Annotated in this window: 12 protein-coding genes and 1 riboswitch; of the genes, 6 read left to right on the top strand and 6 right to left on the bottom strand. The window is 47.8% G+C overall.

Annotation, left to right across the window (positions count from 1 at the left end; all coding sequences use genetic code 11):
• Window positions 1-320 precede the first annotated feature (320 nt).
• Window positions 321-515, bottom strand: a complete 195-nt coding sequence (locus ACDE64_RS01780; RefSeq protein ID WP_411348807.1) for a Spo0E family sporulation regulatory protein-aspartic acid phosphatase — start codon at window positions 513-515, stop codon at window positions 321-323.
• A gap of 397 nt (window positions 516-912) precedes the next feature.
• Entirely contained in the window at window positions 913-1,329 is a 417-nt protein-coding gene (locus ACDE64_RS01775; RefSeq protein ID WP_411348806.1) for a pyridoxamine 5'-phosphate oxidase family protein, read from the bottom strand.
• Window positions 1,330-1,717: 388 nt separating this feature from the next.
• A riboswitch (TPP riboswitch) is annotated at window positions 1,718-1,826 on the top strand.
• A gap of 90 nt (window positions 1,827-1,916) precedes the next feature.
• Here ACDE64_RS01775 and ACDE64_RS01770 point away from each other — a divergent pair.
• The 5 genes from ACDE64_RS01770 to ACDE64_RS01750 all read left to right on the top strand — a co-directional run bounded on the left by ACDE64_RS01770 (window position 1,917) and on the right by ACDE64_RS01750 (window position 5,875).
• The gene (locus tag ACDE64_RS01770; RefSeq protein ID WP_411348805.1) at window positions 1,917-2,990 is read left to right on the top strand and encodes an ABC transporter substrate-binding protein; all 1,074 of its coding nucleotides are present in this window, start codon (window positions 1,917-1,919) and stop codon (window positions 2,988-2,990) included.
• A 119-nt stretch (window positions 2,991-3,109) separates the two neighbouring features.
• Entirely contained in the window at window positions 3,110-3,403 is a 294-nt protein-coding gene (locus ACDE64_RS01765; protein ID WP_411348804.1) for an MTH1187 family thiamine-binding protein, read from the top strand.
• Window positions 3,400-4,182 carry an ABC transporter permease gene (locus ACDE64_RS01760; RefSeq protein WP_411348803.1) on the top strand — a complete coding sequence of 261 codons (783 nt, stop codon included), beginning with the start codon at window positions 3,400-3,402 and terminating at the stop codon, window positions 4,180-4,182. The genes ACDE64_RS01765 and ACDE64_RS01760 overlap by 4 nt, the downstream gene beginning before the upstream one ends.
• A gap of 119 nt (window positions 4,183-4,301) precedes the next feature.
• Window positions 4,302-5,093 (top strand): ABC transporter ATP-binding protein, encoded by a 792-nt coding sequence (locus ACDE64_RS01755; RefSeq protein WP_411350208.1) that lies wholly within the window; start codon window positions 4,302-4,304, stop codon window positions 5,091-5,093.
• Window positions 5,090-5,875: a TatD family hydrolase gene (locus ACDE64_RS01750; RefSeq protein WP_411348802.1), complete on the top strand. Its 786-nt coding sequence runs from the start codon at window positions 5,090-5,092 to the stop codon at window positions 5,873-5,875. Before ACDE64_RS01755 ends, ACDE64_RS01750 begins: the two co-directional genes overlap by 4 nt.
• Window positions 5,876-6,029: 154 nt before the next feature.
• Here ACDE64_RS01750 and ACDE64_RS01745 read toward each other — a convergent pair whose 3' ends face one another.
• Both ACDE64_RS01745 and ACDE64_RS01740 read right to left on the bottom strand, forming a co-directional pair.
• Window positions 6,030-8,345, bottom strand: coding sequence for a response regulator (locus ACDE64_RS01745; protein ID WP_411348801.1), 2,316 nt, complete (start codon window positions 8,343-8,345; stop codon window positions 6,030-6,032).
• A gap of 252 nt (window positions 8,346-8,597) precedes the next feature.
• Complete coding sequence (locus ACDE64_RS01740; protein ID WP_411348800.1) at window positions 8,598-9,278, bottom strand: hypothetical protein; 681 nt, start codon at window positions 9,276-9,278, stop codon at window positions 8,598-8,600.
• A gap of 179 nt (window positions 9,279-9,457) precedes the next feature.
• Here ACDE64_RS01740 and ACDE64_RS01735 point away from each other — a divergent pair, with 179 nt between their 5' ends.
• Window positions 9,458-10,843: an MDR family MFS transporter gene (locus ACDE64_RS01735; protein ID WP_411348799.1), complete on the top strand. Its 1,386-nt coding sequence runs from the start codon at window positions 9,458-9,460 to the stop codon at window positions 10,841-10,843.
• A gap of 114 nt (window positions 10,844-10,957) precedes the next feature.
• On the opposite strand, the gene ACDE64_RS01730 is transcribed toward ACDE64_RS01735, so the two are convergent.
• Together ACDE64_RS01730 and ACDE64_RS01725 are read right to left on the bottom strand one after the other, a co-directional pair.
• Complete coding sequence (locus ACDE64_RS01730; protein WP_411348798.1) at window positions 10,958-12,577, bottom strand: PH domain-containing protein; 1,620 nt, start codon at window positions 12,575-12,577, stop codon at window positions 10,958-10,960.
• The gene (locus tag ACDE64_RS01725) at window positions 12,574-13,068 is read right to left on the bottom strand and encodes a PH domain-containing protein (RefSeq protein WP_411348797.1); all 495 of its coding nucleotides are present in this window, start codon (window positions 13,066-13,068) and stop codon (window positions 12,574-12,576) included. Before ACDE64_RS01725 ends, ACDE64_RS01730 begins: the two co-directional genes overlap by 4 nt.
• Window positions 13,069-13,437: the final 369 nt, after the last annotated feature.

The raw sequence follows: 13,437 nt of genomic DNA, 5'->3' as shown, positions 1-13,437 counted from the left end.
GGACTAGCTTGTAAATGGCTACATTGCACTAGCCTGATTGTTTCAGTGCGACAGATCGCTGTTTCTGCATCTGCTTACAGACTTGGCGATGCCGTTATGTATTCCAAAGTATGGTGCTGTCTCTGCCATCCGGCAATAAACTTGTTTTCGTTCATAAACCGAATGTCCTATCGCGGACTGTCGCGTCGTCTACAATCCTATTCGTTGTAAGCCTTTGAGCAACTTGCTGCATGTCATACAAAAAACGCCGCATCGGCAGGATCACCTACCAATCGGCGTTTTGTCACACTGTCCTACTACCGGGAATCCCGATAACAAGATCAGCAATTTTCATTTAATTTATGAGCTGGCTCCCGGCGTTTGCGATGCTTGTACTGCAAATACGAATCCAGAATACGATCCAGCTGTTCTGACTGATCAATCACCCGGTGATCCCGAATGCCATGTTCGGCTGCCATCTGGTTCAGAATGCGGCGCTCCTGCTCGATTTGCTGTTCAATCTTTTCCAGGTCCAAGGAAAACACCTCCCGTAAAATACCCCTTCCAACGTGCATGCTCTGTCTGATTACGGGCATATTTTCCATCACCATATCCCGCGATTGTATGGTTTGATCTGCGAAAGAATGCTGCTTCATCTATATGTCTTAGTTGTTTACATTAAATTGTTGGTATTATATTGGTTATACCTTACTTTCATGTGACGTTTCAAGTTCCTACAGTACCTATTTTATCCTTATTTTGGAAACAAAAAATGACAAAAAATCCGGTTTGGAATTTTGTATTTCGGGATAGAAATTTACAAAATTCGTCACCGGATTTTACGAATGCCTACTATGACAAGGATTTACCTGTGTAACAAAATACGACAGCAAGGCTGATCGTATCTCTTAGGTGTAACCGCAACCGGCAGGATTAGCCCTGCCAGGTTTGCTTATTGCCGTCCTGATCGGTATATTCGATTGTTTGTGGTTTGATATCCAGTACGACATAATCGGGATCATCCGGTCCAGAGAACCATTGCTTGAAATCGTCTTTCCAGACGCGCTGCTTCAGCTCGGCATCATCAGACACCGTTGCCGTTGCCTGTACTTCAACCACTTCGTTATTGCCGCCTTTTTCGTAACCTAGCAGCAGATAGCAGTTCGGGTTTTGTTCCAATTCTTCAACTTTATGCGTTTTGCGATCCGTTGCCAGATGGATGTTCAATCCTTCATTGTAGAGCGCCATATAACGAACTTTCGGCTTGTTATTCTCTACTGTACCAAATGCACAAAATGGATTGTCAGACAGGGCTTTGATGATTGCTTGTTCTTCGATGGATGTACTCATGATCAAGCTCCTTTCGCAAGTGGGAAGATAAGGTATTGGTTGTTCCAGATTCTGCTTCTATCATGGACATGTATCCTGATCACTCAGTTGTATTCGTCCTATGACAACGGATATACATACGTATGATCCGTTAATGGTATAAAAAATACTTCATTGCATACATACCCGATGCGGCTGGCAGTGAACCTGTTACAGCTTGTTTTGGGACGGTTCGGTGCGAATGTATCGCCTGCTTGCTGTTGTATTAGCATCCGTTTACTATGAACATCCGCTTTCTCATTCCAACGGTTCAGCCCGCGGTTCAGCTGTATGTTTCGACGATACGCTCGCGGCTGACCTGCTGGACAGTTATGCCCTGCTCGTCTATAATTACAGCTAGAAAAAGCGCATATCTGTCTAGGGGAGCTGGGAAGCCGGCTGAGAGTGTATTCCAACAATACTGACCCTTATACCTGATCTGGATAATGCCAGCGTAGGAAGTGAAGCATGCCATGTATGTCTACTCATATATGCACCTATGTCGTCCCTGTCCGGGGCGCTTTTTTTATATAACAAGCACGATATTCAGAGGGGAGTCTTACCGAAACATGAATACATTACGCAACAAAACAGGTGTGCTGATTCTGCTGTCTCTGGTGCTACTGATAACTGCCTGCGGACAACGCAGTAGTGATAGTCAGAACAGCACTGGCAGCACTGACAACGGAACTGCATTACAAGATGTGCAGGTCGTGCTGGATTGGACGCCGAATACGAATCATACCGGTCTGTATGTAGCTCAAGAGATGGGATATTACAAGGAAGCTGGTCTGAATGTGAAGATCATTCAGCCCGGTCAAGGCGGCGCAGATACGATGGTCGCTTCCGGTCAGGTGCCGTTTGGCATTAGCTATCAGGAGAGCGTGACGCAGGCGCGTGTACAGGATGTGCCGCTCGTCTCACTGGCAGCAGTCATTCAGCATAATACGTCCGGCTTTGCCGCTCCGGTAGATCGCGGCATCAAGTCGCCGAAGGATATGGAAGGCAAGTCATACGGCGCATGGGGTTCACCGGTCGAAGAAGCCGTCATGAAGTCGATCATGGACACAGACGGCGGTGATGTTAGCAAGGTGAAGAGTGTGAATATCGGCGATGCAGACTATTTTACAGCTGTCAAAAAAGGCATTGATTTCGCGTGGATCTTCTACGGCTGGACGGGAATCGAAGCCGAGCTGCGCGGCGAACCGCTCGATATGCTGTACGTCAAAGACTACTCACCAAATCTCGACTATTACACACCGGTTATCGTAACGAACGAGAATGAGATCAAAAACGATCCCAAACTGGTGAAGGCATTCATGTCTGCCACAGCCAAAGGCTATGCATATGCCATCGCCAATCCCGACAAAGCTGCTGATATTCTAATCAAAGCCGTTCCCGATCTCGATCCCGAACTGGTCAAAGCAAGCCAGAAGTGGTTATCGCCGCGCTATCAGGATGACGCTGCTCAGTGGGGTCTGCAAAAAGAATCCGTCTGGGCAGGTTACGCCGACTGGATGTACAAACAGAAGCTATTGGAGCAGCCGCTAGATGCAAGCAAGGCGTTTACTAATGACTTCTTGCCGTCCGCTTCGGCAACGACCCAAGACACTACGACCACAACAGATACTACAGCAAAATAAATAGTCATTTCCGTATACAAGCATCATTTGCATATACAGGTATTGCAAGTTTGCCATACCATATCGTCGTATAACAGGTTTCATCATCTCTCATCTTTGTATTCAAGGAGGCAGATTCCATGTCCAAGACACTACTCAGCATTCAGGTCATTCCCAAAACACAGCCCGGCGAGGATTCTTACGATTACGTCGATGCCGCGATTGAAGTCATTCAGTCCTCTGGCGTTCCCTACGAAGTACATCCGCTGGAAACGACGATGGAAGGCGAATTGGAGGAGCTGCTGGATATCGTGCGCCGTATGCATGAAGCACTGGTCGCCAAAGGAAGTCCCAGCATCATTTCCCAGATCAAAATCGCCCATAATCCCACCGGCATCAGCATGAACGGTCTAACGGAGAAATACCGAGCATGACGGTACGTGAATGGTGGAAAGGCATATGGCCGCCCTCAGGGGCGGTCGTTTTGTTACTGTTGCTCTGGCAGGCGGCGACGTCGCTGTTCGGAATTGAGGATTGGATTCTACCCGCTCCGCTGCAAATTGCGCATGAAGCGTCCAGCAGCTATGAACGGCTGCTTGGGCATACGTGGGCGACGCTCAAGCTGACACTGTCCGGCTTTGCGATCGGTACGGCAACCGGGCTGATCGTGGCAGGTGTGCTGCATTATGTTCCCTTTCTCCGGCGTGCCCTATATCCGCTGCTCATTCTTAGTCAAAATATTCCGATTATTGCGCTCGGGCCGCTACTCATTATCTGGTTTGGCTTTGGCATATTATCCAAGCTGATCGTCATCGTGCTAGTCTGCTTTTTCCCGATTACGGTTGCCGCACTCGGTGGATTAGCCGGTACAGATCGCACCATGCTAAACTATATGCAAATGATCGGTGCTTCTCGCAGTCAGATCTTCTGGAAGCTGGAATTGCCGTACAGTTTGCCTGCCGTCTTTTCTGGATTGCGCATCGCCGCGACGTATAGCATTATGGGTGCTATTATCGCGGAATGGATTAGCAGTGATCAAGGGCTGGGCTATTATATGCTGCTGCAAAAGTCCGCCTTCCGTACGGATCGGATGTTTGTGGCGATCATGATTGTGGTGCTGCTCAGTCTGCTCATGTTCTCCATCATTGTATGGCTGGAGAGATGGTGCATTCGCTGGCAATCATCACAGCAACAAGGGAGGGACAAAGCTTGAATCGTGACAATACACACCATAATGGCAAACTCCATGTTACCGGTCTGAATGCTGACAATGAATTAGCAGGTATAGGCGGACTCACTACAACAACGGATGCGGACTCATTCGGAGTCCAGATGAACGGTCAATCTACAGCCAATCCTGCTTTTCTGGAGCTTCAATGGATTAGCAAGTCGTTCGGCAAAGGTGCAAGTCGCTTGCATGTACTGGATAATATCTCCATATCCGTACAGCAAGGCGAATTTGTTTCCATTATCGGTCCGTCCGGTTCTGGCAAAAGTACCTTGCTGCAAATGATCGGCGGTGTGATGCTACCGGACAGCGGCGACATTGTGTTGGATGGGCAATCCATCACTGGACAGCGTGGCAAGGCAGGCTATATGCCACAGCAACCTGCCTTGCTGCCATGGCGGAATATCGAGGACAACGTCATGATGGCACGCGAGATTGCCGGGATGCCGCGCCGTGAATCGCTGGAGCAGGCACGTCGCTGGCTAGAGCGCGCTGGATTAGGTGAGTTCTGTACTGCCTATCCGCATACGCTGTCTGGCGGTATGCAGCAGCGTGCTGCCTTTGTCCGTGCTCTGCTTGGTCCGCAGTCGCTACTCTGTCTCGATGAGCCATTCAGCGCGCTGGATGCCTTCACACGTAGCGAAATGCAGTCTTGGCTGCTCAGCATCTGGGAAGAGACGCGGCGGTCGGTCGTATTCATTACGCATCATATTGAAGAGGCATTACTGCTATCTGATACGATCTACGTGCTGTCTGCGCGCCCGGCGCATGTATTGGAAAAGATCAGTATTCCGTTTGCCCGTCCGCGGCGTGAAGAACTGGTGGACACACCGGAGTTTGTGGCATTGCGACGCAGGTTGACCAATCTGCTGCGCGCGGAGGTGAGTACGATATGAAGTTGATCGATACGCATATTCATCTAGATCAATATAGCGATACACATATTCGCACGATCATTCGGCAGCTGCCGCTTGCTGGGGTAGAGCAATTGATCGCTGTGTCCATGAACCGAGAATCCTGTCTGCGCACTGAAAAGCTGGCACGGCAGTATCCCGGTATTGTCAAACCAGCTTATGGTTATCATCCAGAACAGCCGCTACCTCAGCAGTATCAGACCAAGTTATTGCTGGAATGGATGGAGGCGCGGATCGACGAGACGATAGCGATTGGTGAGATCGGGCTACCGTATTACCGACGTCAGGAAATGGCTGCCACGGGTTCAGCACTAGATGAGCAAGGTTATATTGATTTGCTGGATCAGTATTTGCAACTTGGGCGGCTGCATGACAAGCCGGTCATCCTGCATGCCGTATACGAAGATGCCGATACCGTCTGCGACCTGCTGCAAGCGCATGGGATCGAGCGCGCACATTTTCACTGGTTCAAAGGTTCATCGCAGAGTATTCAGCGAATGGCGGAACGTGGGTATTCTATTTCGTTTACACCGGATATACTCTATGAATCGGAAATTCGCGAGCTGGCGGCAATCTATCCACGCGAATTGGTGATGACGGAAACGGATGGCCCATGGCCGTTCGAACATCGGTTTGCCGGTCAACCGACAGTTCCGAGCATGGTAGTGGATGTGTGCCGCGCATGGGCGGACATTCAAGGATTGGATGTTGGCGATGCGGCGGAGTTGCTGTATAACAACGCACGTCGATTTTACAAATTGTAATTGGCAATGATGCCAATAAATATAGGTATATCAAAACAGCCTGATGGTAGCGTTCATACGAATACGTATAGAGCGCAACCAATCAGGCTGTTTGATGTTCTTTTTGATAGTTATGATCGTTCGGGTGTTGACGATAGTATCGTGATCGATCTGATCATTCCTCTTCTTCCCAGACAGAAGCGTTATGGTCTTCCTGTACACGGATTAACCATACTTGCATCGCCGATAGCAATTGTGTCATATTGATCGGCTTGCTTAAATAGTCGGAAGCGCCCGCTTGCAGACAGCGTTCGCGATCATCCTTCATTGCCTTAGCAGTTAAGGCAATAATCGGGAGCTGCTGCCATTGTGGATTCAGGCGGATATGTCGTAATGTTTCATAACCATCCATAATAGGCATCATCATATCCATCAGTATCAGATCTGGTTGAACCTGCTCCATCATATGCAGCGCACGATTGCCATCTGGAGCGCTGAACACCTGCAAGCCTTTCACCTTCAGCGCGCTTTCCAATGCGGCGATATTGCGTAGATCATCATCTACAAGCAATACTTTTCTGCCCTGTAAAATTTGCATATCTGGCGTAATATCAACCGGACCGGAATCATAGTGACTCACTGGTGCCGTTTCTTCTTCGCCTTGACCTGCTGGTAAATACAACGTGAATGTACTTCCTTTACCCTGTTCACTCTCAACGGTTACGAATCCGCCTAATAAGCGCGAAAATTCTCGGCAAATTGATAATCCTAAGCCGGTTCCTCCATAATCACGTTCAGTAGTCGATCCTCGTTCCTGTTGAAATGCCTCAAAAATCGGTTGTTGCCGATCTCGGGCGATTCCCACGCCAGTATCGATCACCGATATGGCAATCATCTCCTCAATCTGATCCGGTATGCTATATCCATGTGCCGGAATGACGTTAGAGGCAGGCTCAACTCGTAACGTAATCGAGCCGCTTGGTGTGAACTTGAAGGCATTGGATAGCAGGTTTTTCAAAATCTGCTGTACTCGCTTACCATCGGTGTAGATCGTATGCGGCACGTCAGGATTAACCATATAATTAAACTGAATGCCCCGCTGTTCTGCCAGCTTACCGAAACTGTAATTCAGTAACTCCGGAATTTCGTGGACGGATACCAGTTCATGATGAACTTCCACCATACCGGCTTCCACTTTGGATAAATCCAAAATATCATCGACCAATGCCAGCAAATCTTCACCGGAACGATGAATGATACTGCCGTATTTCGGAATCTCATCTTCCTCGTCCACAGGCTCATGCTCTGCAATCAGCTGTGCCAGAATTAAGATGCTATTGATTGGCGTACGCAATTCATGCGACATATTAGCAAGAAATTGACTTTTGTACCCTGAACTCTGTTCCAAGCGTGTAGCGTATTCTTGTAATTCCTGCTGCGTAACTTCCAATTCATGTGTTTTGGATTCGGCAAATTGAGTACGCTCGCGCAATTGCTCATTGGTCGCATGGAGTTCTTCCTGTTGAACTTGCAGCTCTTCTTGCTGAACCTGCAATTCTTCTTGTTGCGCTTGTAACTCCATATTCAGTTGTTGTGAAGTCTCTAGCAGCTGATTCACTTGCATCCGGTTCTCAATATTATCAATGACCACGCCAAAATTAACAGAGACCAATTCCATCAATTGCAATTGACGAGGCGTAAATGCTGTAAGCGAACCAAGTTCTAGCACTGCAACGATATGGCCCTCGAATACGATAGGCAGGACTACAATTTGACCTAACGCGAGTGACGCCTGTCCAGTTTGAATACGAATCGGATGTTCGTCAGTATCATGTAACACAACCATTTGTTGCGTACTGGCAACACGTCCGATCACACCTTCACCGGGAGCAAATGAAGCAATCGCATCCGGTAGGTCGGTATATGCCGAATACGCGCATTCCAACTTGAAATACTTGCCCTGCTCGTTCTCTTCTTTGTAATACAATAATCCATATGCCGCTTGTAGCAATGGCACCAATCGTGTCATCATCTTCTCGGCAAGCTCTGATTTGGTATTGATGCCCTGATAGATATTGCCAGTCAAAGCAAACTGCGTTTGCACCCAATTGCTATCTTCCAGCCGTTCGGAAGCCTCGCGTACCTTACGATTATGAAGCTCCAAAGAGAGCGACATCCGATTGTAAGCTTCAGCAATATTAGAAATCTCATCGCCGCCGTCTACTTCCAAGCGCGGCAAATGTTCTGCCTGATTAAAATCCGTCTTGTTGATTACATCTGTTGCCAATTGTAAACGGCGTGTTGTCCGCCGAATCGTCCAGACCGCAATGAAAATTCCGCTGGCGATCAACAGCAGCATCAGAATTCCGGTGACTCCCCATATACCCGATATCGAAGTATATTGAAAAATCAGCCCTTCAATCACCAGTAACGCAATAGAAAGAAGTAAAAGAAAACTGAAGCCGATAATCTGCTGTTTTTTGTAGTTCATGAACGTTGTATTCTTCCTCTCTGCTGAGAAATCGATTTTCATGTTTGTTTGAATATAGATTGGAATATTGAAATGACGACCATGTCTTCGATTATACGCCACTTGTCAAACGGTATGCGCACGATGAAAGAACTAATTTTAAAATATTGCAGCAGCATGCGTTTAATGCAGTACCTTATATATTATAGCAACGGAACAAGATAATCCATTGTATTCTACCGTATCAATTGTTAAATATTATATTTTGTGCAATCAATCAAATTGTAGTAGTAATACGCTGATGTCATGCTCAAATTTCCAATCTAAATAGGCTGAATGTAGCGATTGATTGACCAATTGAGAATAATCAATTTCCTGCTTGAAACGCTCCAGTTCCAGCTCTCTCTTCGCAATACGCAATGAATTAGAAAATCCTTTGCGTACTAATTTTCTTTCCAAATAAATGAGTAATCCAGTACGAATGACCAATAGCCGCTTCGGACTGAGCCAGAGGGATTGTACCGTCACGGGACTCTTTTCGACGTCCTTGGTCACTCTGGATATTTCGTCATGTAATGACTCTTGTGCTTCATACTGTTCATACGATACGGCTGCCTGCCAATCTTGGAACAAAAACGTCATACAGGCTGTATTATTATATTCCTGCCAGTCGATGAAGACATGAGCAATTTCTTTATGAAAGATATTCACGATTCGTTTTGATAAAATCGGTGAAATAAATTGTTGCAGCAAAATAAATACATGCATATATCGTTTATCTTTGTTCTCTGGTAGTCGTGCATCGGTAAAGTCGATCAAATCTTTGAACATTAACGAGATGCCTGCTGAATGCAGCGACATTTCAATACTATGGGGTTTTCTTCCAAATTGTGATTGACATAACCCTGTACCTTTCTCAAACAGGGCATGATCTTTGAACATCGTTGTTCCCATAAGTCTACCTCCTCTGCCGCTCTATTCCTTGCTATGTATTACACGACTGAGGTGAATCAGACGCTCCATTATAAAAGATTCTGCATATATACAAAGTGTGCTAGTATAGGAACATCTGTTTTGCGTTTCTATTTCAGCTATATTGTCAGATCATAATGAGGAAGAAGGAATTGCTCTCTATGTCCAAACAAACGAACCGCTCTATGGTGACGGTCGGTCTGCTGGCAGCGCTATTTATCGGTGCGCTAGATTCGACCGTCGTCAGTACCGCTTCCCCTCGCATTATCGATTCACTCGGCGGACTGAGTCTGATCAGCTGGATTTTCTCTGTGTATACGCTGACGACCTGTATCGCCACCCCGATCTTCGGCAAGCTGGGTGATCTATATGGACGCCGACTTGTATTTGCCATCGGATTGGGTCTGTTCGTTCTCGGCTCAGTCTTGTGCGGATTCGCTGGTTCGATGACCGAGCTGATCTGGTTCCGCGCGCTACAAGGGATTGGTGCTGGTGCGCTGACACCTGTTACATTTACGATCGTTGGCGATCTGTACCCGGGCAAGGAACGTGCCAAAGTGCAAGGCATTTTCTCCTCTGTCTGGTCGATTGCCGGTCTGTTCGGCCCGCTTGTTGGCGGTTATTTTGTCGATTATATTTCATGGCGCTGGATTTTCTTCATCAACTTGCCAGTCGGCATTATCGCCGTGCTATTTATTTTCATCTATTATCATGAATCGTTTGAGAAGCAAAATAAGTCGATTGACTATGCCGGGGCGATTACCTTTACAATCGGGATGACCTCCCTGTTGCTCGCGCTATTGACGGGCGGTGAGGAATACGCATGGAACTCGCCTGTCATTCTGATCATGTTCGCGATTACGGTCGTATTTCTCGGACTGTTTCTGTGGATTGAGAATCGTGCCGCAGAACCGATGCTACCGTTGTCGCTGTTCCGTAATCCGGTGCTGTCGATTCCGTATATTCTCGGCTTCACCACACGCTGGATGGTTATGGGGGTGACTGTCTATTGCGCGCTCTGGATGCAGGACGTGTCTGGCTCCAGCGCTACCCTTGCCGGGCTGGCTATTATGCCGATGTCGATTGCATGGCCGATTGCCTCTACTCTTGCCGGACGCTGGATGTACCGAATTGGTGCCAAATGGCTGATTGTGTTCGGCTCGGTATTGGTCGTTGCGGGCAGTCTGCTCGTCGCTATCATGCAAGCAGGCTCTACGTATGGATTAATCGTCGGCTCGCTGATTCTGATCGGCTTCGGTATGGGCTGTATCGTCACTCCATCTATGGTTACGATTCAAGGTGCTGTTGATTTTCGAATGCGTAGTGTAGCAACCTCTACCAATACGCTGATGAACTCGCTTGGGCAAACAGTCAGTGTTGCTGTGTTCGGTCTCGTATTCAACTCCATCGTAACAGCAGATACGCCGGTACAGATTGCTAGCGGCATTCATGGTGTATTTGTACTCATGCTCGCAGTCGCCGCACTCAATCTGCTCGTCGCCTTGTTCCTGCCTCCAAGCAGCAAGCTACTACACAATCATCAGTAATTACATTGGAATTCAAAAGAGACCGTACTTTTATAATCAAGTACGGTCTCTTTGCTGTTGACGCTTTCTCTATACACGTTCCATCTACAACCTGTATATGCACAACCTGCCTATCTACAAATGATCCGGCTCTACTGCTGTGTCTTGCTGTTTTGCGGGTTCTACAGGTTCTATCGTTGCTACAGTGCGACGACGGCTATACCAGTCAAAAAAACGTTCCGCGTCCGTACGCTCCAACCGTCTCGTTTCAAAATCCGCCCTGCCTGCCGCAATGTACATCCGAATGTCGAGCAGATCACGGCGGCGCTGCATCCAGTTCCCCCGCAGATCAAACGCTTCGATATGCTTCCACTGCACACAATGCGTATAGTGCGCGATATAGCGGTTGCTGACAATGACCCGCTGCCCATCCAGCGTAGCGCCGGAATAACGATACCGATTGTAATCCAGCCAGAACAACAACCCTGCCGGAATGATCATGCCGATCGCATACCATGACCAGAAATAAGAAAAGACAATGCCAGCTAACGCACACACTAGCAGACTGGGCCATACATACGACAGCAGCGCACGCGACGGCGAATGATACTGCGGCTTGCCATACACAAAGCCGGAAATGTGCGCATCCAGCAACGTCTGCACGTCATCGCGTCGAACAAACGGATGCAGCGTGGGCAACTTGCCAGAATGATCTGACGAGATCACATGCAGATTGACCTGCGCATAACCGAACCAGCGACGGATCGTGCTTTCTTTTACCGTTACTGCCTGTACATGACGCGGATGGAACATAAATTGTCTGCGCTCCAGCAAGCCGTAGCGAATCGATAGTCGCTCTCCAACGCGATAGACGGAGAAGTCCGCGTATTTTACGATGAACATAATAAGCGACAATAGCCATGTGATGAACAATCCAGCTACTACCGCCCAGACTAGCGTCTTGATACCGCTCATATATCCACTGGCATCTATGAATAAGCGATCCAGCATGGATTGCGGAATCAGATCGTAGGCAAACGAATATACCCCGGCGATAACCGCCAGTCCTAGCCCCAGATTCATCTCTGTCAAAGCAGCACGCAGTAGCTGCTTGGTCGTAAGGTGGTATAACAGCTGTGGCTGCTGAAGCGCTGTTGCAGCAGTCGTTGTCTCAACAGCATCGCTATCGCTTATATTTGTTATGCTTGCGCTTGTGACCGTAGATGCAGCTGAATGGTCAGTAGAGAGCGATTCAGGGACAGTAGTAGACTCGCTAGTATGACCTTCCCCTTTGGAACGTGCCGACTGCTCATTCAGTACCCGCTGCAAACGATCTGCTTCTGCCGTGGACAGCACTTCCAGCACGGCATCGCCGCCAGAGCTGCCACCCGGCGTTTCAATCTTCAATTGCACTACGCCAAGCAGACGCTGAAGCAGCGGTTGTTCAATGCTGACCGAATGAATGCGCTCGTAATAGATTGCCTTTTCATTGCGTGTCCACAATCCGCTGCGAATGACAAAACGATCCGGTTCCTCGTGATACGTAAATTTGCGCCATGACGCCAGCTGATACAGATTCATACCAACAATCATCAGCGCCAACGCTAGCAAAATATACATATACGAACGATTCACATCGTCACCACGAAACAAATTGATCAGCATCAATCCTAGTGGAAATGCCAGACTACGTACACTTTTCAATACGGTAAATGCCAAATACAGTACATGCTGACGACGAGGTTCACTATTCATTCATCCGTCCTCCTCGCCAGCTCACCAATACGCTGCTTCAGCTGCTCTGCTTCGTCCAGCTTCAGTCCGGCAATCACATGCGTCGTTGCCGCCGTCACGATCTCCACCGATGCCAAACCATACTGCCGCAAAATCGGTCCCGATTCCAGTTCTACATGCTGTACGCGAGTCATCGGCACGATCATTTCACTAATAAACAGCCATCCTCTATGAATATGCACTTCTTCATCCGACACGTTGAAAGCAAACTTCTCATACCGGAAGTAAGGCAAGACGAATGCGTTCATCCCCATTCGCAGGACTACTACCAATATAGCAATGATCCAGATCCAGACCGGAACACGAAACCAGTCCAATAGCGATGGCACACTCAACATAACTAGCACAGCCAGCAACCAGATACCGTTACTGATCAGCGCCGATTTGCGCTCTGCCAAGATCCAATCTGGATGAAGTTTGCGCATCACCTGCTGTTCCCGAGCGAGTGACATGTGATCTTCCCCCTTATGTACCGTGCAATCGTCAGGATCGTTGCAGTGCGATCCATCGCACGAAAATCATTTCATTTGTCTTACCATTTGTCATGCCAACTGCTTGGCGACCATAATGTGCCCTTTTTATATGTAAATGGACAAGTTCTTTCTTTAGTATATACTGCTGTCTGATCACATGGTTTCAGAATCGTAACTGTTTCATTCCGGCATGGCAAAACGAATCGCATACAACGCGGCAGGATCAACTTTACCTGTCTTCCAGCAGATGCTACATACAACAAAAATACATACAGCAAAAAGCCTTTTGCCATTCTATGCACAAATCGCACATGTAGAATAGCAAAAGACAGCTGCATTGCAATAACA

The organism is Paenibacillus sp. WLX2291 (genome assembly GCF_046603665.1).
GTDB lineage: Bacteria > Bacillota > Bacilli > Paenibacillales > Paenibacillaceae > Saccharibacillus.
The sequence above is the reverse complement of the archived record's forward strand: the minus strand, read 5'-3'. Positions and strand labels throughout refer to the sequence as shown.